Raw genomic sequence first — 24,680 nt, 5'->3', positions numbered from 1 at the left:
CGTCCTGGTGCTCCTGTCCGTCGGCGACCTCGGTCGCCGGCTCTTCGTTGAGGCCGGCAGATCTGCGCGATCGGCGTCGACGGCAGCTCGGGCCGTCGGCGACCTCGGTCGCCGGCTCTTCGTTGAGGCCAGCTCCACGTCGGCTGGGACGCCTGGCGCCGCCCCGTCCCGTCGGCGACCTCGGTCGCCGGCTCTTCGTTGAGGCGCGCTGCCGATGAGCTACGGCCGTTCGCGCACCGTCGGCCGTCGGCGACCTCGGTCGCCGGCTCTTCGTTGAGGCGTGCAGTACGTCGCGCGGCTCGCCGCGCAGAACGCGCTGAACCGTCGGCGACCTCGGTCGCCGGCTCTTCGTTGAGGCGAGCGCCGACGGCACCGTCTACAGCCGGGGCTTGGCTCCGTCGGCGACCTCGGTCGCCGGCTCTTCGTTGAGGCGACCTGCGCGGGTCACGACGGTGTGATGTTGACCTCCCCGTCGGCGACCTCGGTCGCCGGCTCTTCGTTGAGGCCCCGAGACGATCCGCGATCACGTAGTTCGAGAAATCCGTCGGCGACCTCGGTCGCCGGCTCTTCGTTGAGGCTGTCGGATCGCCACAACCCGAAGAAGGAGAAGAATGATGGCCGTCGGCGACCTCGGTCGCCGGCTCTTCGTTGAGGCCGCTTGCGACCGCCCAGGTCGCTACCCCGGTGTGCCGACCCGTCGGCGACCTCGGTCGCCGGCTCTTCGTTGAGGCTCAACCTTCGCGGTGATAGCTTCAGCGTCAGGTTTGTCCCGTCGGCGACCTCGGTCGCCGGCTCTTCGTTGAGGCAGGTCAGCGCCCACATGAGGTGCTGCGGGAAGCTGAACCCCGTCGGCGACCTCGGTCGCCGGCTCTTCGTTGAGGCATCGTCTTGACGATCGCGTCCATCAGCTCCTTGGGGTCGCCGTCGGCGACCTCGGTCGCCGGCTCTTCGTTGAGGCAACAACTACATCCGCACTGCAACAGTGGAGGACGCGTTCCGTCGGCGACCTCGGTCGCCGGCTCTTCGTTGAGGCAATCCGATTGCGCACCTCGGGCAGGACGGCGCTGGGGACCGTCGGCGACCTCGGTCGCCGGCTCTTCGTTGAGGCACGTCGCGCCAGGTATCGCCCTCGCCGAGGCCGTCGCCGCCGTCGGCGACCTCGGTCGCCGGCTCTTCGTTGAGGCCCCAACGGCAAGTCGGTCGAGTTCATCGAGCCGCAGGACCGCGCCGTCGGCGACCTCGGTCGCCGGCTCTTCGTTGAGGCTCAAAACCATCGTGTCCAGGTTGTGTTTGGACTAAGACCGTCGGCGACCTCGGTCGCCGGCTCTTCGTTGAGGCGAGTATGCGACGGTGGCACGGGAATTCGGGCTCGCACCGCCGTCGGCGACCTCGGTCGCCGGCTCTTCGTTGAGGCCAGACGCCGCAGTGGTACGCGCTCGGAGTCAAGGAGAGCCGTCGGCGACCTCGGTCGCCGGCTCTTCGTTGAGGCGACGACGCGCTGCACGGGTGGGAGCGCGTCGAGATCCAGACCGTCGGCGACCTCGGTCGCCGGCTCTTCGTTGAGGCGCGACCGATCCGGTGATTCGACGCCGACGCGCGCGGGCACCGTCGGCGACCTCGGTCGCCGGCTCTTCGTTGAGGCGGATCCACGCAGGCTGGCGTCGTCGTCACCACCGACCACGCCGTCGGCGACCTCGGTCGCCGGCTCTTCGTTGAGGCCAGATCACCTCGCCCTTCGGCCCGCGCAGCGGCGCGCCGCCGTCGGCGACCTCGGTCGCCGGCTCTTCGTTGAGGCCGGTGAGTGAGGCGGCTCATTGAGCACCGCCTGTCGGTGCGCCGTCGGCGACCTCGGTCGCCGGCTCTTCGTTGAGGCCTGTGCCCCACCTCCGCGACGGCTTCTACCTCGACGACCGTCGGCGACCTCGGTCGCCGGCTCTTCGTTGAGGCGACTCGAACTTGGATGATCCGGTTGAGTTCATGGCGTCCGTCGGCGACCTCGGTCGCCGGCTCTTCGTTGAGGCAGCACATGGCGTCCGATCCCGTGTGCGTCGGCTGGCGCCGTCGGCGACCTCGGTCGCCGGCTCTTCGTTGAGGCCGCTAATCGACGTCTCCTTGGAATGCCGAGCACGTGGCCGTCGGCGACCTCGGTCGCCGGCTCTTCGTTGAGGCATGCCAAAGCAAGGGATGAAGACATGAACGACACGATCACCCGTCGGCGACCTCGGTCGCCGGCTCTTCGTTGAGGCCTTGGCTTATGGCGCGCGTGCGGGAAGGTAGGTTGCCCGTCGGCGACCTCGGTCGCCGGCTCTTCGTTGAGGCGAAAAGACTCTGCCGGAGGAATACGGCCCATACGTGGCCGTCGGCGACCTCGGTCGCCGGCTCTTCGTTGAGGCCGATCGAGAAGCCGACGGCCGGGCCGCGCTCGCCCTGGAGCCGTCGGCGACCTCGGTCGCCGGCTCTTCGTTGAGGCCTGACGGAGTCGCTGGCGGTGTGGAACGCGGCGGCCACCGCCGTCGGCGACCTCGGTCGCCGGCTCTTCGTTGAGGCGCCGAAACCTTCGCTGAACGGTTCCGCGGCACCCCCGGCCGTCGGCGACCTCGGTCGCCGGCTCTTCGTTGAGGCCGAGGCAGTCAGCCCTATGCCCCCCTTCGAGATTTCAACCGTCGGCGACCTCGGTCGCCGGCTCTTCGTTGAGGCTGGAACGTTCGCCTGCGGCCCGAGGGGGTCGCGGGTGAGCCGTCGGCGACCCCGGTCGCCGGCTCTTCGTTGAGGCGACGCGTGGCAGGACGCCATCAAGGCCACGAGCAAGGCGCCCGTCGGCGACCTCGGTCGCCGGCTCTTCGTTGAGGCGGTAACGACCGGCGCGCACCGTCGCGGGGCGTCAGCGTGACCGTCGGCGACCTCGGTCGCCGGCTCTTCGTTGAGGCTTCTGGTAGATAGCTGGCTCGACGCGGGTGCCCCACTCGACCGTCGGCGACCTCGGTCGCCGGCTCTTCGTTGAGGCATCGACGAGCACGGCCGCCTCCACCTCACCGGCTACACACCGTCGGCGACCTCGGTCGCCGGCTCTTCGTTGAGGCTTTCCGCCAGCGGCCTGCTCGACGAAGTGCGGGAGCAGCCCGTCGGCGACCTCGGTCGCCGGCTCTTCGTTGAGGCATCGACGAGCACAGCCGCCTCCACCTCACCGGCTACACACCGTCGGCGACCTCGGTCGCCGGCTCTTCGTTGAGGCTTTCCGCCAGCGGCCTGCTCGACGAAGTGCGGGAGCAGCCCGTCGGCGACCTGGGTCGCCGGCTCTTCGTTGAGGCTGCCACCCACGGACGTAGGCCCGGGCGTAGGCCTGAGCCGTCGGCGACCTCGGTCGCCGGCTCTTCGTTGAGGCCGACGGTACTGCCGCGCAGGGCGGCGCGGTTGAGGAGCAGCCGTCGGCGACCTCGGTCGCCGGCTCTTCGTTGAGGCTCGCTCGGCGCCGTCGGCACCACGCGATGGCTGCGGCAGCCGTCGGCGACCTCGGTCGCCGGCTCTTCGTTGAGGCCTACGGGAGGCTACCGAGGGCGTACCGGTGTCCTGGGCCGTCGGCGACCTCGGTCGCCGGCTCTTCGTTGAGGCGCGATCGAGGGCTGCCCGCCCGGCCTGTGGGGCGGCCGCCCGTCGGCGACCTCGGTCGCCGGCTCTTCGTTGAGGCACTTGCTTTCCCCCGCCCTTCTTCAGGAGGACTGGGCTCAGCCGTCGGCGACCTCGGTCGCCGGCTCTTCGTTGAGGCTTTGGAACGCGATCCGCCACCGCCCCAACAGGAAGCAGCCGTCGGCGACCTCGGTCGCCGGCTCTTCGTTGAGGCTGGCTGACGACCGCGCTCGTGTGCGAGCTCGCCGCCAGCCGTCGGCGACCTCGGTCGCCGGCTCTTCGTTGAGGCATGCCGCCGTTGACCACCGTCAGGGTGCCGTCATCGGCCCGTCGGCGACCTCGGTCGCCGGCTCTTCATTGAGGCGCGCATCGGCTTCGCGGTGAGCGCGCTGATCCACTTCTCCCGTCGGCGACCTCGGTCGCCGGCTCTTCGTTGAGGCGGAGCGGGCGTCCCTGGCCGCACGCTGAGCAGCCCATCCGTCGGCGACCTCGGTCGCCGGCTCTTCGTTGAGGCAACATCTAGGACGCCATGAAGCACGACTCACACTTTGAGCCGTCGGCGACCTCGGTCGCCGGCTCTTCGTTGAGGCTCGGAATCGCATTCGTTGACTACCTCCGAAGCCTCGCGCCGTCGGCGACCTCGGTCGCCGGCTCTTCGTTGAGGCGGAAAGTGCATCGGCGCTATGGTCGCCATCGTGGTTCCGGCCGTCGGCGACCTCGGTCGCCGGCTCTTCGTTGAGGCGGCGTGCAGTGCATCGGAGGCGGCGAGGGCGGAGGCAAGCCGTCGGCGACCTCGGTCGCCGGCTCTTCGTTGAGGCGACGAGCGCCTAGGCATGTGGGCGAGGGGAGCAGGACACCGTCGGCGACCTCGGTCGTCGGCTCTTCGTTGAGGCCGGTCCCAACGCTAGTGGTTTCAGTCAGATTCGACAGTTCCGTCGGCGACCTCGGTCGCCGGCTCTTCGTTGAGGCCCCACCTAGGTGGCACCGGATCATGACCGGAGTAGGGCCTCGGTCGCCGGCTCTTCGTTGAGGCGCGAGGACTACGCGGCGCGCGTTGTTTCGCTGGTGCCCGTCGGCGACCTCGGTCGCCGGCTCTTCGTTGAGGCGCGGCGGGCCCCGTGCGCGCGGGTGGGGAGGGGCCCTCCCGTCGGCGACCTCGGTCGCCGGCTCTTCGTTGAGGCGTCCCGGTGTCCGCTGGTGCCGGTTCGGGGGTGCCCGTCGGCGACCTCGGTCGCCGGCTCTTCGTTGAGGCCGGTAGCGGGCCATCATCTCCTCGTAGAGGCCGCGGATCCGTCGGCGACCTCGGTCGCCCGCTCTTCGTTGAGGCTCTGAATATTCTCAACGAGCACAAGGGCCAGCTGATCCCGTCGGCGACCTCGGTCGCCGGCTCTTCGTTGAGGCCGGTAGCGGGCCATCATCTCCTCGTAGAGGCCGCGGATCCGTCGGCGACCTCGGTCGCCGGCTCTTCGTTGAGGCTCGACGCCGCGGATGATCGGCTCAACGGGCACGAGCGCCGTCGGCGACTTCGGTCGCCGGCTCTTCGTTGAGGCTTCGAGCAGTCGGTGCACGCGGTCACGAACATCGGGCCGTCGGCGACTTCGGTCGCCGACTCTTCGTTGAGGCGAGAAGCTGGAGCCCGGTGACGTGGCCGGCGGGAAGCCCGTCGGCGACTTCGGTCGCCGACCTTCGCTACCGCAGTCGAAGCAGGTCAAGCATTCAAGGTTATGCCCATAACCTTGAACACTGCCGGAATCGATTCAAGGTTAAGACCTCGTGATCACTCCGCCGGACGGGGCCAGTCGGTGGGACGTTGCTGGGCGTCGAGGCCACCGTCGGCGAAGAAGACGGAGCCGACGCAGTAGCTGGACTCCGGGCCCAACAGGAACGCCGCCAACGCGGCGATCTCGTAGGGCCTCCCGGCGCGGCCGGCGGGGATGAGGTCGAGGAAGGCGTCCATGGCGGCGCCGAGATGCGGGTCGTCGCGGCCGGCGCGGGTCATGGGGGTGTCGATGAGCCCGGGCGCGATGGCGTTGAGCCGGATGCCCTGCCGCACGTACTCGGCGGCGTGCGTGCGCACGAAGTACGCGAGCGCGGCCTTCGTCGCGGGGTAGGCGAGCACGGAGGCGTACTCGCCGTAGGAGTCGGCGAGGTCGGCGGCGGCGTGCTCGTCGCCGCGCAGGCACGCCTCGGCCAGCTCCAGGGGCCAGCCCGGCTGGGTGGTGGTCGAGTTCAAGCTCACCAGCAACGCCGCCGACGGCCCGCGCGCCAGCAGGGGCCGCAGGCCCACCAGCAGATCGACGGAGCCGAAGTAGTTGACCGCCACGAGCGACGAGCCCGCCCGCCCCGTCGCGGGGCCGAGCCCGGCGAACGCCGCGAAGCCCGTCAGCGGCGCCGACCCCACCAGTTCACCGATCCGGGCCACCGCCTCGAATCGGCCCCCGGGCGTCCCGAGGTCCGCCTCGACGTCGGTCCCGTGCAGGTCGACGCCGATCACCCCGTGCCCGGCGGCGTGCAGCCGCTCCGCCGTCGCCCGCCCGAGCCCCGATCCGGCTCCCGTGACCACGTACATGCCCATGAACCTCAATCCTTCCCCCGGCGAACGGTCCTGCGACAAATCGGATGACAGCCCTCCCCGACCGGTTTAGCGTGAAGCCACGCCGACGAGAGGAGAACACCATGACCGCCGACGGTATCGCCGACAAGTTCAAGGAAGCACTCGAACGCAAGAATGCGTCGAATCGTCAGGGCTCCGCCCACCTGGACGGGGCCGCCAAGCCGCAGACGCCGCACGGCTCCGAGAGCCACCAGCAGCAGTTCCGCCGCAAGAGCGGATAGCGCAGCTACACGGTTCCGAGCAGCCGCCGCCGGGCGTCCTGATACTCGGAATCATTGATCCGGCCCGCCGCACGCAGGCCGTCGAGCTCGTTCAGGCGCTCGGTCAGCGTGCGGCTGTCGGGGCCCTGCCCGGCCCCGGCCTCCGCGGCGCGGGCGTACTGCCGGACGATGCCCATCACCTCCTGCCGCAGGGCCGGGTCACCGCCACGCAGGTCGACGGTGCCGCGCGCCCCGATCCCGTTGCGCCGCAGCACCTCGAGGATCCGGATCAGGGGCTCCGGCTGTCCGCTCAGGTCGTAGGTGCGGCCGTCCTCCGTCGAGGAGAACTGCGCGGGCACCGAACCCGCCACCATCGCCGATGCGTCCCAGTCGATCTCGAACTCCTGCGTCACCGGGTCGACGAGGACCGCGAGCACCCGGCGGTGCAGCAGGCCCTGCGCCACGATGGGCACGGTCTTGCGCACCAGCGCGTCGAAGGTCGGAACCCCGTCGCCGTGGATCCGCAGCCCGATCCGCATCACCGGCTGGTCGTTGATCTCGACGCTGGTCTGCTCGATCGACGTGATGTCGGCCAGCGCCATCCGTCCCGTCGTCATCATGCGGGCGATCTTCTCGCGCCGGTTGTCCGCGTTGTAGGCGATCGCGAAGGCGATGAGCACGTTGAGGACGGTGACCCCGGCGCCCGTCCAGAACATCCACTGCAGCGAACGATCGCCGATCGCGAAGTAGACGACGAGAAAGATCGGCCCGACGATCCCGCACAGCATCATGAACGCGAGGGTCTTCAGGAACGTGACGACGAAGCCGTGATCGGCGCGCGCGTTGCTCATGGCGAGCAGGATACGGTCACGCGGTCACGGGTAGGTCTTGTATCGATCCCAATGGCGGGTGCACAGGTACTGCGCGGCGTAGAAGACGAACTGCTGGCGCTCCCACAGCGGGTACGCCCGCTCGTCGTTGTAGAGCGCGCGCGTGGCAGCGACGGTGCTCGTCGGGTACCGGTCCAGGGACGCGCAGGCGCGGTAGCCGAACCGGATCGTCTGCGCGTCGGTCGTCCGGTTCCCGAAGGGCTTGGTGAAATCGTGGAGGTTGCTCGTGACCACGAGGAATCGTCCCTCGTCGAGCCGGCCGTCCGCGTGTGCCGGCGCCTGCGCCAGCGCGGCGATCCCCACCGCCGCGATCCCCGCCGCCAGGGCCCTCGTCAGCTTCGGCATCCGTGGTCTCTCCTCGCCTCCGGTGGGACCGCGCCCCACGTGTAGACGGATTATCCCCCGATGTCCACCGTTCGCGCACGGACTCCCCCAATCAGGGTGCCGATGCCATGAGAATCTCCCGTGGAATCGATCTCGATTCGGCGTCGGACGCCGTCCCACGGTGGCGCGATCGTCGTTCGGCCGCCAGTCTGGGCAGACGACGAAAGGGGTCGATGACGATGATGCAATACCTGTCCGCGGGCGACACCTGGGGGATTCCGAGCGCCGACTTCCTCGTCGGCTACCTGCTGCTGTGCGTGCTCACGACGATCGCCGTGCTGGTCGCCCGCAACGGCCGCCGCGCGCCGCGGCACCGGATCGCGGTGCTGAGCCCCGTCGAGACGGGGATGCTGATCTCGGACGGGAACGCCGTGGTCGCGGCCCTCGCACAGCTCCGCGCGGCCGCCATCGTCGACGGTGCGGGACGCACCGTCCGGCCCCTCACCTACGCGGATCGGGCCCACCTCGACTGGTTCGTCCGGTGCGTCGCGGAGCGGATCGAGATGCGCTCGACCTCCCTGGTCCGGGACCTCGAGGCGCCGCTGCGGCAGCTCCGCTCGGGCCTCGTGCGCGATGGTCTGCTGCGCGCGCGGCCCCGGTCGGCGGGCCCGGCCCTGCTGCTCCTGCCGGTGATCGCGCTCGGCGTCGTCCGCATCGTCGCCGGCGCCGCCGACGGTAAGCCCGTCGGCTTCCTCGTGGCCGCCGTGGTGGCGATGACGGTGCTGTTCCTGGTCCTGGCGCTGCGCACTCGCAGGCTCACGCCCGCCGGGCGCCGCGAGCTCGCGGCGGCGCAGCACCGCCACGCCCACCTGCACCCGCGGCTGAAGCCGTCGATGCGGACCTACGGCGCCGCGGCCGCGGCGTACGCGGCGGCACTGTTCGGCGTCGCGGGCCTCGCTCAGCTCGATCCCACCCTGGCGGCCGGCGCCTACGCGGCGGAGGCCGGGGCCATGACGCCGTCGTTCACCATCGGCGGCGGCTCGCCCGGCTGCGCCTCGACGAGCTTCAGCGGCTGCGGCTCGTCGAGCTGCTCGTCCTCCTCCAGCAGCAGTAGCAGTTGCGGCGGCGGAGGCGGCTGCGGCGGGTGAGCCCGGCACCGTCGGGCCCGGGAAACCGCACCCGGATATGCGAAACGGCGCCCCTCCCTCGCGGGAGAGGCGCCGTTCGACGCAGCTACCTAGATCACTTGACGATCTTGGTGACGCGGCCGGCACCGACGGTGCGGCCACCCTCGCGGATCGCGAAGCGCAGGCCCTCGTCCATGGCGACCGGCTGGATGAGCTTGACGCTCATCTCGGTGTTGTCGCCGGGCATGACCATCTCGGTGCCCTCGGGTAGGGTCACGACGCCGGTCACGTCCGTGGTACGGAAGTAGAACTGCGGACGGTAGTTGTTGAAGAACGGGGTGTGGCGGCCGCCCTCGTCCTTCGACAGGATGTACGCCTGGCCCTCGAACTCCGTGTGCGGGGTGGTGGTGCCCGGCTTCACGACGACCTGGCCGCGCTCGACGTCCTCGCGCTTGAGGCCACGGACCAGCAGGCCGACGTTGTCGCCCGCCTGGCCCGAGTCGAGCAGCTTGCGGAACATCTCGATGCCCGTGACGGTGGTCTTGGTCGACTTCTCGCGGATGCCGACGATCTCCACCTCCTCGTTCACGTTGATGATGCCGCGCTCGACGCGACCGGTGACGACGGTGCCACGACCGGTGATCGTGAAGACGTCCTCGACCGGCATCAGGAAGGGCTTGTCGGTCTCACGCTCGGGGTCCGGGATGGACTCGTCGACGGCGTTCATCAGCTCGACGATCGACTCGGTCCACTTCGGATCGCCCTGCAGGGCCTGGTAGCCGGAGACGCGGACGACGGGGGCGTCCTCGTCGAACTCCTGCGAACCCAGCAGCTCGCGGACCTCCATCTCGACGAGCTCGAGGATCTCCTCGTCGTCGACCATGTCGCACTTGTTCAGGGCGACCAGGATGTAGGGCACGCCGACCTGGCGGGCGAGCAGCACGTGCTCACGCGTCTGGGGCATCGGGCCGTCGGTGGCGGCCACGACCAGGATCGCGCCGTCCATCTGCGCGGCACCGGTGATCATGTTCTTGATGTAGTCGGCGTGACCCGGCGCATCGACGTGAGCGTAGTGGCGCTTCTCGGTCTGGTACTCGACGTGCGAGATGTTGATCGTGATGCCACGAGCCTTCTCCTCGGGCGCCTTGTCGATCTGATCGAACGCCGAGGCCTCGTTGAGGTCCGGGTACTTCTCGGCCAGAACCTTGGTGATGGCAGCCGTCAGGGTGGTCTTGCCGTGGTCGACGTGACCGATGGTGCCGATGTTCACGTGCGGCTTGGTCCGCTCGAACTTCGCCTTCGCCACTTGATGTCCTCCTGGACTTGAGTGCTTGCCGGGCCGGTTGCCCTGCAAGGGTGATTTTCTTTCGGTTGGTTTCGACGCCGAGGCGCCAGGCCCACAAGGAGCCGCGCTCCGGAGAGCGGGGAGATTACTCCCCGTTCACCTTCGCGATGATCTCCTTCGACACGTTCGCCGGAACCTCGGCGTACGAGTCGAAGACCATGGAGTAGTTCGCCCGGCCCTGGGTCTTCGACCGGAGGTCGCCGATGTAGCCGAACATCTCCGACAGCGGGACCTGAGCCTTCACGAGGCGGGCACCGCTGCGTTCCTCCATGGCCTGGATCTGGCCACGGCGGGAGTTGAGGTCGCCGATCACGTCACCCATGTAATCCTCGGGGGTCGTGACCTCGACAGCCATGATGGGCTCGAGGATGACGGGACCGGCCTGGCGTGCAGCCTCCTTGAAGGCCTGCGCACCGGCGATCTTGAACGCCATCTCGGACGAGTCCACGTCGTGGTACGCGCCGTCGAGCAGCGTGACCTTGACGTTCACCAGCGGGTAGCCAGCGAGCACGCCGTACTGCATCGCGTCCTGAGCGCCGGCGTCGACCGAAGGGATGTACTCCTTCGGGACGCGGCCACCGGTCACGGCGTTGACGAACTCGTAGGTGGCGCCGTCCTCGGCGTCCTCCAGCGGCTCCAGCTTGATGATGACGCGCGCGAACTGGCCCGAGCCACCCGTCTGCTTCTTGTGGGTGTACTCGTGCTTCTCGACGGGGCGACGGATCGTCTCGCGGTAGGCCACCTGCGGCTTGCCGACGTTGGCCTCGACCTTGAACTCGCGACGCATGCGGTCGACGAGGATGTCGAGGTGCAGCTCGCCCATGCCGCCGATGACGGTCTGGCCGGTCTGCTCGTCGAGCTCGACGGAGAAGGTGGGGTCCTCCTCGGCGAGCTTCTGGATCGCGACGCCGAGCTTCTCCTGGTCGGACTTGGTCTTCGGCTCGATCGAGACGTTGATGACCGGGTCCGGGAAGGACATCGACTCGAGGACGATCGGGTTCGCCGGATCGCAGAGCGTGTCACCCGTGGTGGTGTCCTTGAGGCCGATCATCGCGTAGATGTGACCCGCGGTCGCATCCTCGACCGGCATCTCCTTGTTGGCGTGCATCTGGAAGAGCTTGCCGATGCGCTCCTTCTTGCCCTTGGTGGCGTTGAGCACACCGGTGCCCGAGTCGATGTGACCCGAGTACACGCGGACGAAGGTGAGCTTGCCGAAGAACGGGTGCGCGGCGATCTTGAACGCCAGGGCCGAGAAGGGCTCGTCCTTGCTCGGCTTGCGGGAGATGATCTTCTCCTCGTCGCCCACGGCGTGGCCCTCGATGGAGGGAACGTCGAGCGGGCTGGGGAGGTAGTCGATCACGGCGTCGAGCATGGGCTGCACGCCCTTGTTCTTGAACGCCGAACCGCACAGCACGGGGTACAGCTCGCGCGCGACGGTGAGCTTGCGGATCGCGGCCTTGATCTCCTCGATCGAGAGCTCTTCGCCGGCGAAGTACTTCTCCATCAGAGCCTCGTCGGACTCGGCGACGGTCTCGAGCAGCTTCTCGCGGTACTCGGCGGCCTTGTCGGCGAGGTCGGCGGGGATCTCCTCGATGGTCGGCTCAGCGCCGATCTCGACGACGCCGCGCCAGGTGATGGCCTTCATCTCGAGCAGGTCGACGACGCCGTCGAAGGCATCCTCGGCACCGATCGGCAGCTGCAGGACCAGCGGCTTCGCGCCGAGGCGCTCCTCGATGGTGCGCACGGTGAAGTAGAAGTCGGCGCCCAGCTTGTCCATCTTGTTGACGAAGCAGATACGCGGGACGTCGTACTTCTCGGCCTGGCGCCACACCTGCTCCGACTGGGGCTCGACGCCCTCCTTGCCGTCGAAGACGGCGACGGCACCGTCGAGCACGCGGAGCGAGCGCTCCACCTCGACCGTGAAGTCGACGTGCCCGGGGGTGTCGATGATGTTGATCTGGTTCTTCTTCCAGAAGCAGGTCACGGCGGCGGAGGTGATGGTGATACCCCGCTCCTTCTCCTGCTCCATCCAGTCGGTGGTCGAGGCACCGTCGTGGGTCTCACCGATCTTGTAGTTCACGCCGGTGTAGAAGAGGATGCGCTCGGTCGTGGTGGTCTTACCGGCATCGATATGCGCCATGATGCCGATGTTGCGGACCTTCGTGAGGTCGGTAAGCACTTCCTGTGCCACGGTGGTAAGCCTCGTTCTCGTAAAAGGATGGTTGGAACACCGCCGCGGAGCGGCAGCTGGAGCTCTGTCGCGAGCGGCAACGACTACTCCGGTGTCCCACGGGCCGGCCGGGCGGGGCCGGCCCGTGGGATCAGATCACCAGCGGTAGTGCGCGAACGCCCGGTTGGCCTCGGCCATCTTGTGGGTGTCCTCGCGACGCTTCACCGAAGCGCCCAGGCCGTTGCTCGCGTCGAGGATCTCGTTGGCGAGCCGCTCGATCATGGTCTTCTCGCGACGCTGCCGCGTGAAGGTCACCAGCCAGCGCAGCGCGAGGGTGTTGGCACGACCGGCCTTCACCTCGATCGGCACCTGGTAGGTGGCGCCACCGACGCGGCGGCTCTTGACCTCGAGCGACGGGCGCACGTTGTCGAGCGCCTTCTTCAGCGTGAGAACCGGATCGGTGCCGGTCTTCTCGCGGGTCGCCTCGAGGGCGCCGTAGACGATGCGCTCGGCGGTGGACTTCTTGCCGTCCAGGAGCACCTTGTTCACGAGCTGGGTGACCACGGGCGAGCCGTAGACGGGGTCGTTGACGACGGGGCGCTTGGGCGCCGGTCCCTTACGAGGCATCAGCCCTTCTCCTTCTTCGCGCCGTAGCGGCTCCGCGCCTGCTTGCGGTTCTTGACGCCCTGGGTATCGAGCGAGCCGCGGATGATCTTGTACCGAACACCCGGGAGGTCCTTCACACGACCGCCACGGACGAGCACCATCGAGTGCTCCTGAAGGTTGTGGCCTTCGCCGGGGATGTACGCGGTGACCTCGACCGAGCTGGTCAGGCGGACGCGGGCGACCTTACGAAGCGCCGAGTTCGGCTTCTTCGGGGTCGTGGTGTAGACGCGGGTGCAGACGCCACGACGCTGCGGCGAGCCCTTGAGGGCGGCCACCTTCGTCTTGGAGGCCTTGTCCCGGCGGCCCTTGCGGACCAGCTGGTTGATAGTTGGCATAGAAGCGCTGTTTCCTTCGTTTCGGCTGTCGCCGACCGTGCGGCCGACTTGTTCCTACTGCTGCGGTTGTAGCTCCGGGCAGCTCGACGTCTCTGGCGATGAGTCGGGCTCCGCAGCGCGGCCCCACCGGCGTTCATGGCTCACGCCGTTTCCGCTGGTCAGTCCCGTTTCCGGGAAGTAGCTACCCGCCTCGCACGTACCCCGAGGTCGGGCGTGTCGCGCGTCCGTGGGCGGTTCCGGTCACCCGGCCTAACGACGGACACGTGAGATCGTCCTGACGTTCGCCAGGCACGGCTCCCCAGCTTACCGTGCTGAACTCACCATGGTCAAAAAGGTTCGTCACAGCGCCCGGTAGTCCCGCACGGGCATCCGCGCGCCCCGCCTCTCCCGGTCCACGCCCGCCCGGACGAGCAGCCTGACCACCCGTCCGCGCTGGCCGCGGTAGGGCTCGAGCACCTCGAGCATCCCGGCATCGTCCAACGCCTCGCCGGCCAGGCCCATTCCCACGATCCGCGGGAGATGGTAGTCGCCGATGGGAACGGCGTCCGGATCGCCGCAGGCCCGGCCCAGCAGGTCCCCGACGGTCCACGGGCCGATCCCCGGGAGAGCGCCCAGCCGCGCCGGGCGGTGCTCGACCTCGACGGCGCTCGCGCCGATGATGGTGCGCATCCGGACCGGCTCCACCCCGGCGCGGTGCCACTCCCACGCGGGGATCGCGGCCCAGTCGATGCGCGGGGGCGGCACCCGCAGGTCCGGCGCTCCCGTCGGCCCCGGGGCGACGGTGCCGCACCGTCGAACCAGGTGACGCCAGGCCCGGAACGCCTCGGCGCCGACGACCTTCTGCTCCAGCACCGTCGGCACCAGGGTCTCCCAGACCCGGTGCGACCGGGTCAGGCGCAGGCCCGGCGATGCGGCGACGGCCCGTTCGACGACGGGGTGCCGCGGGACCAGGGCCTCGGGCTCGTCGTCCGCGCCGACCATCGCCGGCGCGTGCTCGAGCAACCAGTGCGCCCCACTCCCCCAGGCCTGCGCCGTCACCGTGCCGCCGGCCGACCGCAGACGCACGGTCCCGGGTCCGTCGGGGGTGTGCACGGCGCGCCAGAGCGCACCGTCGGGCGTCCGGGCGTAGGCGGGATCACCCGCGCCGCGGCGGAGCACGCCGACGGTGCCGTGCAGGTCGAGGACGTGCCCCGGGGCCCATGAGCGTTCTGCCGTCACCCGGCGAGGCTACGCCGCCCGGTGCCGGTACTTCGCCTCGTACACCGAGGCGCGGCGACGGTGCTCGGCGAGTTGCTTACCGCTCTCGATGTGCGGATCGAGGCCGTTGTCGACCAGGAGCTCCTGCAGATAGATCGTGCGCAGCCCGCCGACGAAGACGATGGCCGGGAGCGCCATCATCGCGATCAGGGCGAGCTTGACCCACAGGGGCGAGGGCAGGACGAGCGCGAGGACGAGGAAGGGCACGAACATCAGTGCCCCGCGGATGAAGAAGCGGCGGTTGTGGCCGGGGCCGGTGGCGTCGTTGATCACCCAGTCGCGCATGGAGTCGGGCAGGCGCATTCCCAGGAGGTACTTCACCCGCTCGAAGAGGTTCGGTGTGGTTCGAGTCGTGTGCGTGGACATACCTCGACGATACGCTCGTGTGATTCACCTCACAATCATGTGAAAGCCGCTCACCCGTCGGCGCTGCGCCGGTATGCGCCGAGCGGACATCGACTCTGTGATATGGGTCACTGGCGGAGTAGATTCACTGCCATGCGTGCGCGCTTCTCCCTCCCCCTCGCCGCGGCGTTCGCGCTGTTCGCGGCGGCCCCGGCCTTCGCGGCGACGCCCCCGCCGGGCGCGCTGCTCGGCGAGTTCGCGCAGAACCAGCTGGAGAACTGCGCCGCGATCTGCCCGTACGCGCTGCAGGGCGCGGTCGGCGTGCCGGCGGGCGTTCTGGCGGCGCCGGGCGCGGCACTGGCCGCTGCTCCGGGCGGCCCGCTCCGGGCTTTCGGGGCGGGCGCGGCGGCGGTGACCGGCCCCGCGGACGCGGCGATGACCGGCATCATCGGCAACGACCTCAACCAGGTGGTCCCGCGGTTCCAGAACGGTGTGGTCATCGGGCTGCTCGACCTGATGCGGATCGGCAACGGGTCCGGCTCGGTCGGGGCGCTGCGCACCGATCTGCTCGCCGCGCTGCAGCAGCCTCTGCCGCCGGCGGCACCGACGCCGCCTCCGCTCACGACGCCCCCGCCCTTCGGCATCACGCCGGTGCCGCAGGGCCCGGCGGAGACGGCGGTGGTACAGGGGGCGAACGCGTTCTTCGCGGCGGCGTTCTACGTTCCGGAGCTGTCGCTGCTCGGAGCGACGCAGACCGCGAACGCCGCGGCGACGACGCTCGCGCAGTCCGGCGATCCCGTCGCGGCGGTGCAGGCCGGGCTGAACGCCGCGGGGGCCGTGGCGGCGGAGAACGGGCGGATCCTCACGGGTGCCGTGGCGCCGCCCACGTCGAGCGGCTCCCCCGATCGCCCCTCCGCGACGGGGTCCGTCACGAACGAGCCGGCCGGGACCACGCCGGTCGCGCCCGACTCCTCCGGTTCCGGCGCGGCGGTCGCGGCCGGGTCAGAGGGGGCCGTTGAGCGCGCGGGCTCCACGGCCGCCGGCGGCGGGGACTGAGCGAACGCCGCCCGGACCCCGGAGGACTCAGGCTCCGGCTGCGGCTCTCGCCTCGATCCGCGCGCGGACCTCGGGGCGGCGCAGGGGTGGCACCGTCTTCGGCGGTTGCCGCCGTGCGGGCAGCGCGTCGAGCAGTTCCTCGGTGGCAGCGGTGACCTTGGCGACGGCCTTCTCGAAGGCGTCGCGATTGGCGTCGCTCACCTTCTGGATCCCCGAGACCTTGCGCACGTACTGCCGCGCGGCGGCCTCGATCTCCTCGTCGGTGGCGGCGGGTTCGAGTCCCCGCAGTTCAGTGATGTTCCGGCACATACACCGACGGTAGCCCCGCGCCGGGCCGCCGTCACCCCCGTAACTCCCCGCAGCACGCGCCGCGCAGGTAGCTACGCTCACCGTGGAAGCGGAGCAATCGCAGGGGGTGGGCCGGTGTCGGACACGAACGCCGTCCGGGTCCGGCTGGACGTACTGGTGCGGCTGCTCGCGGCCCGGCTGCAATCCGGCGAGCCGACCACCGCGGCGATACCGAGCGTGCAGAGCGCCGCGGCGGGGATGGGTCTGCCGGACGCGCTCATCACCGCCGCCGGACGCACCGTCTGGGTCGAGCACGTGGCGGACGACGGTGCCGCGCACTCCCGGATGGCCGTCTGCCGCGGCCTGGACGCCCTCGACTGCGATGCCTCCAAGCGACTGGATGAGGTCACCAAGGCGATCGCGACGGGCACCCTGTCCGCCGAGAACGCCGGTGCCGCGATCGACGCGGCGCAGCGGCAACGGAGAGGCTGGTGGTGGAACGCGGGCGGCCTCGCGGCGCTGTCGGTCTGCATCGTGCTGCAGGTCGGAGTACCGGCGAAGGCGGCGATCGTCACCGCGCTCGTCCAGTTCGCCGTCTCCGCGATGGGCGCGCTGTTCGGCGCGGTCGGCCTGAACCGGCTGTTCGCCGTCGTCGCGCAGTGCGTGACGGGAGGGGCCGTCGCGGCACTTCTGCACGCGGCGCACGCCCTGACCTGGTCCGAGGCGGCGGCCGCGGTGGCGGTCACCTGGACGCTTCTGGTGCCGCTCCCGCAGATCGTCGGCTGGGTGGCGGACGCCGCGGGTTCCGAACATCTCACGGCCCTCGCCCGGGCATCGTCGGTGCTGTTGGTGGTGAGCGGCATCGTGATCGGCGGTGCGCTGGTGATCGCCGGGGCCGACCGGATCGGCTTCGAACCGGCCCAGCACTGGGAGCTGCCCACGCTGGCCGTTCCACTCGGCCTGCTGTTCGCCGTGCTCGGTGCCATGGCGAACGCCGTCGCCAACGGCGGCGGGGCCGACCTGCTCGGTCCCGCCGCCGCGATCGGGTTGGCGACGGCGGTGTGCAATCAGGCGTTGATCCACGTCCTGAACGTGCCGCCGGCGTGGGCCGCGGCGGTCGCCGCCGCCCTGCTGGGGATCGGCGCCAGCCTGTGGTCCCGGCGGATCCCGTACCCCGCCACAGTGCTGGCGCTCATGGGGATCACCGGCGCGCTGCTCCCCGGTCTCACCGTGTACGAGGGCCTCGCCGCCGAGCTGGCGCACCGCAGCGGCGTCACCGCCTTCGCCACCGCCGGCGCCGTGTGCTTCGGTCTCGGCGTCGGCGTCACGTTCGGCATGACCCTCACCGACAGGGTCATGGCGGTCCGTCGCCGCTGACCGCCGGCGCACGCAGCGGCGGCACCGTCACCACGTCCGCGATCGCGACGACCGCCCGCCGCAGGGCGGGCACCGCGACCGCGACGAAGTCGAAGCCCACCCGGCACGTCGGAGCGGCGATCTCCACCGCCATCGGCGTCGGCACACCGGGCACGGCCATCGCCATGCCCCGCACTCCCTGCGCGTGGCCCTGGTCGTCCACCGCGTACCCCCGCGCCCGGATCTGCTCCAGTTCCGCGCGGATCGCGTCGGCACCGTCACCGTCGCCGACCGCCTCCGAGATCGCCGGCTCGCTCAGCGACGCCAGGACGGCCTTCCCCGCCGCGCCGACATGCAGCAGGCTCCGCTCCCCCACCTCGCGACTCAGCCGCAGGCTGTGCCGCGAGGTGACCTGGCAGGTGTAGGTGACCATCGCACCGTCGAGCACCCCCAACGCGACGGCCTCCCCCACCTCCTCCGACAGCGTCCGCAGGATCGGGGCCACGACCGACCCCAGTTGCCGGTCGGCCAGGTCGCTGAGCGCGATCAACCGGGGGCCCAGCGTGTACGTGCGGGTGTGCGATCGAACGACGTAGCCGAGTTCCGCCAGCGTGACCAGCATCCGGTGGATGGTGGGCGCCGGCAGCTCCGACCTGGTGGCCAGGTCGCTCAGTGTGCACGCCCCCTGCGCCGCTGCGGTCGCCTCCAGCACCGCGAAGGCACGCGAGACCGACCGGACCTCCTCCGACGTCGTCATCACGCCCCCTCGGTCCCCGGGGCCGACGGGGCCGACGGGACCGCCTGGGCCGACGGCTCGTCGACGCTCCGCAGCGAGGGCGTCACCCAGTCGGTCCGCTTCGCGAGGATCACGTAGGCGCCGAACGCCACGCCGCAGCCGATGAACCAGCTGTACTGCGCCGCGGTGTGCATGCCGTAGACACTCCCGCCCAGCAGGACCGGCGCCACGGCGAGGATCGCGCCGACGACGGTGGCGATCACGGCAGCGGGGTTGTAGCCCTTCGTGTACCAGTAGGAGGCCTTCCGATCGAGCGTGAACAGGTCGTCCACGACCACGCGCTGTTTACGCACCCGGTAGTAGTCCGCGATCAGCACGCCGAAGAGCGGACCGATGAAGGCGCCCAGCGTCTCCAGGGTGTAGTGGATCACCTCGGGATTGCTGTACAGGTTCCACGGGGTGATCAGGACCGATCCGACGGCGGCGATCATGCCGCCCGCGCGCCAGCTGATCCGCTGCGGATCGACATTGGAGAAGTCGAACGCGGGGCTGATGAAGTTGGCGACGATGTTGATGCCGATCGTGGCGATCGTGAAGGTCAGGGCCCCGAGGACGATGGCGAAGGTGCTGTCGATGCGGGCCACGGTGGCCACCGGATCGGTGATCAGCTCGCCGAAGACCGGCAGGGTCAGCGACGCCGTGACGACCACGAGGAGGGAGAAGACGAGGAAGTTCACCGGCAGGCCCAGGAAGTTCCCCTTCTTGACCGCGTCGAAGGACTTGCCGTAGCGCGAGAAGTCGCCGAAGTTGAGCAGGGGTCCGGAGAAGTACGAGACCACCAGCGCGATCGCGCCGAGCATCACCGGGATCGCGTCGAGGCCGTGGTACTTCACGTCGCCGAGGTTGAGATCGATGTTGCTCCAGCCGGCCTTGTAGATGAGGTACCCGCAGAGCAGGAACATGACCACGTAGACGGCGGGCCCGCAGAAGTCGATGAACTTGCGGATCGATTCCATGCCCCGCCAGAAGACGCACGCCTGGAGCACCCACAGCAGCAGGAAGCTGCACCAGCCCAGGAGCGGCAGGCCGAGGAAGCCGTAGGCCTGCACGTCCGCGTACGGCGCGAGGCCCGGGAACAGCTTGATCAGCACGACGTCCAGTGCCGCGGAGGCCAGGAAGGTCTGGATGCCGTACCAGGCCACCGCGATCAGGCCGCGGATGATGGCCGGGATGTTGGCCCCCAGGACGCCGAAGACACTGCGGCAGATCACCGGATACGGCACGCCCGTGACCTGGCTCGGCTTCGCGACCAGGTTGCACAGCACGTAGACGATCACGATGCCGACCAACAGGGCGATGAGCACCTGCCAGCTCGCCAGGCCGAGCGCGAACAGGCTGCCCGCGGTCACGTAGCCGCCGACGCTGTGCACGTCGGACATCCAGAAGGCGAAGATGTTGTACGAACCCCAGCTCTGCTTGCCGAGCGGCGCGAGGTCCTCGTTGGTCAGCCGGGGGTCGTATCCGGGCTTGATCACGCCACTGCCCGTGGGGTGACCGGCCGCCTCGACCATGTCGCCGACAGCGGTCTGTGCGCCGGGCGGGGGCACCGTCTTCTTGGTCAATGATTTCGTCATGAACCGACGGTAGAAAGGGCGGCGTTTCGCGGACGTTTCCGACGGTTATCCCGCCATTTCGATAAAGATATACCCTTTCCGAATACCGTGACCTGCGCGAACGACGGCCCGGCGGGCGGTCAGTGCAACAATCCCGATTCGGGGGAAATGGTCCCGATGACGCCGTTCAAGCGATCCGAGTGTTTTTTCGCTACCGACAATAATTTCTTCCGGTCCCCGGCGAGGAAGGCCTCCAGCATGATCCGGTGATCCTCGTGCAACGCACCCCGGTCGGCCCGGCTCGCGTGCACCATCGCCTGGACCGGCTCCGTCACGTTCCACGCCGACTCCAACAGGTGCAGCAACCGGTGCATGCGCGACGGTCCCGCCAGCGCCAGGTGGAAGGCGCGGCTGGCCCGGTGGTACGCCTGCGCGTCGTCGCGGCTGATCGCCTCCGCCGACCGGGCGTGCGCCGCCCGGACCGCAGCGCGGTCCTCCGCGGTGGCGAGCAGGACGGCCCGCGCCAATGCCGCGGCCTCCAGCGTCTCGCGCACCACGTACATCTCGTGGAGCTCGTCCGCGGTCAGGACGGCCACCGCGTAGCCGGAGTTCGCCCGCTGCACCACGAGCCCCTCCCCCACCAACGTCTTGAGGACCTCACGCACCGGGATACGACTGACGCCGAAGTGCCGCGCCACCGCGTCGAGGGGGATCGCCGCCCCCGGCGGGACGCCACCGGAGAGGATCGCCGCCCGCACGTCGCCGAGGATCTCGCTCTGCGATGGCCCGCCGCTGCGACCGGCGGCGAGCTGGGACAGGAGCGGCGAGCTCCGCGGAGGCGGCATCACCGCACCCTATGCCCGGCACGTGACGACGATGTTTCACCCGACTCGCGCCGCACCTGCAATAGGGTCGAGGCGTGAGCGACTACCGATTCCTGCAGGAAACGCCGCCCGGACCGTCCTTCGAGCGGACCTGGCCCGTCCGCACGGGCGACGTGGACCCCGAGCGCCGGGTCCGGCTGGACGGGATCGCGCGCTACCTGCAGGACATGGCGAACGACGAGATGTTCCACCGGGGCTTCGACGCGACCGACCCGTACTGGCTGGTGCGGCGCAGCATCATCGACGTGCTCGAGCCGCTGCACTGGCCGTCGGAGGTGACCCTGCTGCGCTGGTGCGAGTCGACCAGCTCGCGGTGGTGCAACATGCGGATCACGCTGCGCGGCAGCGCGGGCGGGCACATCGAGACCGAGGCCTTCTGGATCCGGTTCAGCGCGGAGACCGGGATGCCGACGCACATCAGCGACGGCGGCATGGAGTACCTGCAACAGCACGTCAGCGAAACCCGGCTGCGCTGGAAGGCCTTGAACACGGCCACGCCGCCCGAGCCCTCGTCGAGCGATTACACGGTGACGCTGCGCGCCACGGATTTCGACCCGTACCAGCACCTCAACAACGCCGCGTACCTGCAGCTCGTCGAGGACGACCTGAACGGCGACCCCCTGCTCACGGCGCCGCACCGCGCGATCATCGAGTACCTGGCGCCGATCCCGCTGGGCTCGAGCGTGCAGGTGCGGTCCGAGCGCGACGACGCCGGCTACCGCCAGTGGCTCTACCTCCTCGACGGTGACGGGGCGCCCGCCCGCAAGCCCGCCTCCGCGGTCTCGGTGACGGCCCTCCCGGGCGAGCCCTTCGCCCCGCCGGCGCCCTGGCCGCCGGAGCAGGTCGAGCGGATCGAGTGGCGTCCCTGACGCGCCGAGTCCGGGCGGAATCGGGCGAATACCCCCGTCCTCCGCCTCCCGTCTGGCGGCGGGCGTGATGTGCGCCTACGCTCCTGAAGGATAGGTAAGATCTTCTAACCTTAAGGACGCAACTGTGGCGCCGGCCCTGCTCGACTCCCGCGACTCGACGTCGCACAGCGACTCGTACAAGTGGATCGCACTGTCCAACACGACATTGGGCATGCTGATCGCCACGATCAACAGCTCGATCGTGCTGATCGCGCTCCCCGACATCTTCAAGGGCATCCACCTCAATCCCCTCGAGCCCGGCAACACCAGCTACCTGCTCTGGATGATGATGGGCTTCCTCGTCGTCACGGCCGTGCTGGTGGTCGCGTTCGGGCGGCTCGGCGACATGTTCGGCCGCGCCCGCATGTACAACATGGGCTTCTTCATCTTCTCGGTCTCGTCGATCTTCCTGGCCGTCACCTGGTTCGACGGGCACGCCGCCGCGATCTGGCTGATCGGCTGGCGCGTGGTGCAGGGCATCGGCGGCGCCTTCCTCATGGCGAACAGCTCGGCGATCCTCACGGACGCCTTCCCGGCCGACCAGCGCGGCCTCGCCCTCGGCATCAACAGCGTGGCCGCGATCGCGGGCTCCTTCCTCGGGCTGATCATCGGCGGAGTCCTGGCACCGATCAACTGGCACCTGATCTTCCTGGTCTCCGTCCCGTTCGGCCTCATCGGCACCGTCTGGGCGTATCTCAAGCTCGAGGACCGCGGCGCGCGGGTCCCCGCCACCATGGACTGGTGGGGCAACCTCACCTTCGCGATCGGCCTGATCGCGGTGCTCGTCGGCATCACCTACGGGATCCAGCCCTACGGTGGCCATGCGATGGGCTGGACCTCACCGTTCGTGCTCACCTGCCTCCTGGGCGGCGCGGCGGTGCTGGCGATCTTCTGCTACATCGAGCTCAAGGTCGGCTCGCCCCTGTTCGACCTGCACCTGTTCCAGAACCGGGCCTTCCTGTGGGGGAACGCCGCGAACCTCTGCGGTTCGCTGGGCCGCGGCGGCCTGCAGTTCATGCTCATCATCTGGTTGCAGGGGATCTGGCTGCCCCAGCACGGCTACGACTACACGCAGACCCCGCTCTGGGCCGGCATCTACATGGTGCCCATGACCGTCGGCTTCCTGCTCGCGGCGCCGATCTCCGGCGCCCTGTCCGACCGGATCGGCGGGCGCGTGCTGAGTTCCGCGGGCCTTGTGCTCACGGCGCTGACCTTCCTCGCGCTCATCGCGCTGCCCGTCGACTTCGCCTACGGGGCGTTCGCCGCGATCCTCTTCGTCAACGGCGTCGGCATGGGCATGTTCGGCTCGCCCAACCGCGCCGTCGTGATGAACTCCCTGCCGGCGACCTCCCGCGGGTCGGGCTCGGGCATGATGACGACCTTCCAGAACTCCGCGATGGTGCTCTCGATCGGCCTGTTCTTCTCCCTGATGATCGCGGGGCTGTCGGGGTCGCTGCCCGGCGCCATGTCGACGGGGCTCGAGGCGAACGGCGTTCCCGCGCAGTACGCCTCGGAGATCGCGGCGCTCCCGCCGGTGGCCGTGCTGTTCGCGGCCTTCCTCGGCTACAACCCCGTGCAGGAACTGCTCGGCCCGCACCTGGCGCAACTGCACCTGACGGCCGCGCAGAGCCAGCACCTCACGGGCCTGCAGTTCTTCCCGCACCTGATCTCCGAGCCCTTCCGCTCGGGGCTGGAACTCGCGTTCACGTTCGCTGCGGTCGTATGCCTGCTCGGGGCCGTCGCCTCGCTCCTGACCGGCAGGGGCGACGGTGCCCCCGCCGACGCCGAGACCCTCGAGGCCGAGGCCGACGAGGTGGAGACGATCGCCCGGTACTGACTCCTGTGATCCGCGCATCCCTCATATGATCCATCAGTCGCTCATGTGAGTGACTGATGGATCATATGAGTGATACCGTATGGCAGTGTTCACCAACGAGCCGTTCGGCGGAATCATCCCTGGCCCACAGGGAGCCGTCCTTTCCGCCCTTCTCAACACGGGCAAGCCCCTGACCGGCAGAGAGGTCCATCGCCTAGTCAGTGACAGGACGAGCCAACAGTCCGTACAACGGGCACTGCACACGCTCGTCCGCGTCGGCCTTGTGGAGTCGATGCCGGCAGGAAGAGCCAACCTGTACACCGTGAACGACTCACACGTCGCCGTCCCAGCTCTCCGCGAGATCGTGGCTCCTCTCCACCTGCTGCGTAGAGTCATCGCCGAGTCCGTCAAGGCGGACGACGAGGGGGTCCAGGCGGTGGTCCTGTTCGGATCGGCGGCTCGCGGCGAGGCGTTGCCCGACAGCGACATCGATCTCGCGATCATCGCGCGCGACGGTTGGGACGGCGCTCATGTCATCTGGGAAGCCGTCACTAGTCGGTACGGCGGCGAATGCGACATCCTGCAGTACACGCCCCGTGAATTCGCGGCGTGGACCCGAACCGAGGATGAGGCGGTTCTCCGCACGATTGCGCGCGATGGGATCACACTGTGGGGAGCGTTACCGCGCACGATGGTAGCTCGGTAGACACGCAGCGAGGGGGCCCGCAATGTCCGAACAGCGCAATGAAGCCCGTGCCCATGTCCGGCATGCGCACGACTTCCTCGATGGCGCGCGCACCAACCTCGAGTTCGGCAATCTGCGTGCTGCCGGCAGCGACGCGATCCTGGCCGGCGTTCGCGCGAAAGACGCGATCTGCATGGCGTTGACCGGATCGACGAGTAAGTCCGAGGATCACCGTCGCGCAGTGAGAGAGTTGACCACTGCGCTCGGCAAACGACCCGAGACTCCGAACGCCGAACGTGCGCTGACCGAACTGGTTGCGTTCAAAACCCCGATCCAGTACAGCAACCAGCGCATCGAGATCACGCGGATCACCGCGCTCGTGCGGCGCGCGGAGACATTGGTGCAACTCGCCGACGAGATCGTCTCGCAGACCTAGGCGCG

21 protein-coding genes and 1 CRISPR repeat array (1 of these 22 cut by a window edge) are annotated in these 24,680 nt (G+C 69.4%); of the genes, 8 read left to right on the top strand and 13 right to left on the bottom strand.

Features of this window, described 5'->3' with window-relative positions:
- A CRISPR array of direct repeats spans positions 1–5,247; the repeat unit is 37 nt; unit sequence CCGTCGGCGACCTCGGTCGCCGGCTCTTCGTTGAGGC; it reaches 2,994 nt to the left of the window's first position.
- A 154-nt stretch (positions 5,248–5,401) separates the two neighbouring features.
- Positions 5,402–6,199: an SDR family oxidoreductase gene (locus AC21LY_RS05105; protein ID WP_489045231.1), complete on the bottom strand. Its 798-nt coding sequence runs from the start codon at positions 6,197–6,199 to the stop codon at positions 5,402–5,404.
- Positions 6,200–6,300: 101 nt separating this feature from the next.
- Here AC21LY_RS05105 and AC21LY_RS05100 point away from each other — a divergent pair, with 101 nt between their 5' ends.
- The gene (locus AC21LY_RS05100; RefSeq protein ID WP_158645010.1) at positions 6,301–6,459 is read left to right on the top strand and encodes a DUF5302 domain-containing protein; all 159 of its coding nucleotides are present in this window, start codon (positions 6,301–6,303) and stop codon (positions 6,457–6,459) included.
- Between the two features lie 5 nt (positions 6,460–6,464).
- On the opposite strand, the gene AC21LY_RS05095 is transcribed toward AC21LY_RS05100, so the two are convergent.
- Together AC21LY_RS05095 and AC21LY_RS05090 are read right to left on the bottom strand one after the other, a co-directional pair.
- Positions 6,465–7,289 (bottom strand): SHOCT domain-containing protein, encoded by an 825-nt coding sequence (locus AC21LY_RS05095; RefSeq protein WP_489045230.1) that lies wholly within the window; start codon positions 7,287–7,289, stop codon positions 6,465–6,467.
- Positions 7,290–7,313: 24 nt separating this feature from the next.
- Positions 7,314–7,673 (bottom strand): DUF732 domain-containing protein, encoded by a 360-nt coding sequence (locus tag AC21LY_RS05090; RefSeq protein WP_489045228.1) that lies wholly within the window; start codon positions 7,671–7,673, stop codon positions 7,314–7,316.
- Positions 7,674–7,885: 212 nt separating this feature from the next.
- Here AC21LY_RS05090 and AC21LY_RS05085 point away from each other — a divergent pair, with 212 nt between their 5' ends.
- On the top strand, positions 7,886–8,800 hold the full coding sequence (locus AC21LY_RS05085) for a TIGR04222 domain-containing membrane protein (RefSeq protein ID WP_489045227.1): 915 nt from the start codon (positions 7,886–7,888) through the stop codon (positions 8,798–8,800).
- 94 nt (positions 8,801–8,894) lie between these two features.
- On the opposite strand, the gene tuf is transcribed toward AC21LY_RS05085, so the two are convergent.
- The 6 genes from tuf to AC21LY_RS05055 form a co-directional block, all read right to left on the bottom strand.
- Positions 8,895–10,085, bottom strand: coding sequence for an elongation factor Tu (gene tuf, locus AC21LY_RS05080; RefSeq protein ID WP_489045226.1), 1,191 nt, complete (start codon positions 10,083–10,085; stop codon positions 8,895–8,897).
- Positions 10,086–10,209: 124 nt separating this feature from the next.
- Positions 10,210–12,315 (bottom strand): elongation factor G, encoded by a 2,106-nt coding sequence (fusA, locus tag AC21LY_RS05075; protein WP_489045225.1) that lies wholly within the window; start codon positions 12,313–12,315, stop codon positions 10,210–10,212.
- A gap of 135 nt (positions 12,316–12,450) precedes the next feature.
- Positions 12,451–12,921 carry a 30S ribosomal protein S7 gene (rpsG, locus tag AC21LY_RS05070; protein ID WP_068533086.1) on the bottom strand — a complete coding sequence of 157 codons (471 nt, stop codon included), beginning with the start codon at positions 12,919–12,921 and terminating at the stop codon, positions 12,451–12,453.
- Complete coding sequence (gene rpsL, locus AC21LY_RS05065; protein WP_068522692.1) at positions 12,921–13,295, bottom strand: 30S ribosomal protein S12; 375 nt, start codon at positions 13,293–13,295, stop codon at positions 12,921–12,923. The genes rpsG and rpsL overlap by 1 nt, the downstream gene beginning before the upstream one ends.
- Before the next feature lie 339 nt (positions 13,296–13,634).
- Positions 13,635–14,513, bottom strand: coding sequence for a DNA-3-methyladenine glycosylase family protein (locus AC21LY_RS05060; RefSeq protein ID WP_489045224.1), 879 nt, complete (start codon positions 14,511–14,513; stop codon positions 13,635–13,637).
- A gap of 9 nt (positions 14,514–14,522) precedes the next feature.
- A complete protein-coding gene (locus AC21LY_RS05055) occupies positions 14,523–14,918 on the bottom strand; it encodes a DUF5313 family protein (protein ID WP_489045223.1) in 396 nt (131 codons plus the stop codon).
- Between the two features lie 132 nt (positions 14,919–15,050).
- Here AC21LY_RS05055 and AC21LY_RS05050 point away from each other — a divergent pair, with 132 nt between their 5' ends.
- Positions 15,051–15,953, top strand: a complete 903-nt coding sequence (locus AC21LY_RS05050; RefSeq protein ID WP_489045222.1) for a hypothetical protein — start codon at positions 15,051–15,053, stop codon at positions 15,951–15,953.
- 27 nt (positions 15,954–15,980) lie between these two features.
- Here AC21LY_RS05050 and AC21LY_RS05045 read toward each other — a convergent pair whose 3' ends face one another.
- The gene (locus AC21LY_RS05045) at positions 15,981–16,262 is read right to left on the bottom strand and encodes a DUF2277 domain-containing protein (protein ID WP_489045221.1); all 282 of its coding nucleotides are present in this window, start codon (positions 16,260–16,262) and stop codon (positions 15,981–15,983) included.
- Positions 16,263–16,376: 114 nt separating this feature from the next.
- On the opposite strand from AC21LY_RS05045, the gene AC21LY_RS05040 reads away from it, so the two are divergent.
- A complete protein-coding gene (locus AC21LY_RS05040) occupies positions 16,377–17,618 on the top strand; it encodes a threonine/serine exporter family protein (RefSeq protein WP_489045220.1) in 1,242 nt (413 codons plus the stop codon).
- On the opposite strand, the gene AC21LY_RS05035 is transcribed toward AC21LY_RS05040, so the two are convergent.
- The 3 genes from AC21LY_RS05035 to AC21LY_RS05025 all read right to left on the bottom strand — a co-directional run bounded on the left by AC21LY_RS05035 (position 17,596) and on the right by AC21LY_RS05025 (position 20,791).
- On the bottom strand, positions 17,596–18,354 hold the full coding sequence (locus AC21LY_RS05035; RefSeq protein ID WP_489045219.1) for an IclR family transcriptional regulator: 759 nt from the start codon (positions 18,352–18,354) through the stop codon (positions 17,596–17,598). The genes AC21LY_RS05040 and AC21LY_RS05035 overlap by 23 nt on opposite strands.
- Positions 18,354–19,967 carry an NCS1 family nucleobase:cation symporter-1 gene (locus AC21LY_RS05030; protein WP_489045218.1) on the bottom strand — a complete coding sequence of 538 codons (1,614 nt, stop codon included), beginning with the start codon at positions 19,965–19,967 and terminating at the stop codon, positions 18,354–18,356. The genes AC21LY_RS05035 and AC21LY_RS05030 overlap by 1 nt, the downstream gene beginning before the upstream one ends.
- 119 nt (positions 19,968–20,086) lie before the next feature.
- The gene (locus tag AC21LY_RS05025) at positions 20,087–20,791 is read right to left on the bottom strand and encodes a GntR family transcriptional regulator (RefSeq protein WP_489045217.1); all 705 of its coding nucleotides are present in this window, start codon (positions 20,789–20,791) and stop codon (positions 20,087–20,089) included.
- Positions 20,792–20,865: 74 nt separating this feature from the next.
- Between AC21LY_RS05025 and AC21LY_RS05020 the strand changes: the two genes are divergently transcribed.
- The 4 genes from AC21LY_RS05020 (at position 20,866) to AC21LY_RS05005 (ending at position 24,675) form a co-directional block, all read left to right on the top strand.
- On the top strand, positions 20,866–21,699 hold the full coding sequence (locus tag AC21LY_RS05020; protein ID WP_489045216.1) for an acyl-[acyl-carrier-protein] thioesterase: 834 nt from the start codon (positions 20,866–20,868) through the stop codon (positions 21,697–21,699).
- A gap of 124 nt (positions 21,700–21,823) precedes the next feature.
- Positions 21,824–23,575: an MFS transporter gene (locus tag AC21LY_RS05015; RefSeq protein WP_489045215.1), complete on the top strand. Its 1,752-nt coding sequence runs from the start codon at positions 21,824–21,826 to the stop codon at positions 23,573–23,575.
- An 85-nt stretch (positions 23,576–23,660) separates the two neighbouring features.
- On the top strand, positions 23,661–24,260 hold the full coding sequence (locus AC21LY_RS05010) for a nucleotidyltransferase domain-containing protein (protein WP_489045214.1): 600 nt from the start codon (positions 23,661–23,663) through the stop codon (positions 24,258–24,260).
- Between the two features lie 22 nt (positions 24,261–24,282).
- Complete coding sequence (locus AC21LY_RS05005; protein ID WP_489045213.1) at positions 24,283–24,675, top strand: hypothetical protein; 393 nt, start codon at positions 24,283–24,285, stop codon at positions 24,673–24,675.
- Positions 24,676–24,680 lie beyond the last annotated feature (5 nt).

The organism is Tsukamurella sp. II2bb (genome assembly GCF_057815145.1).
This window is presented reverse-complemented; position numbering and strand designations above follow the sequence as displayed.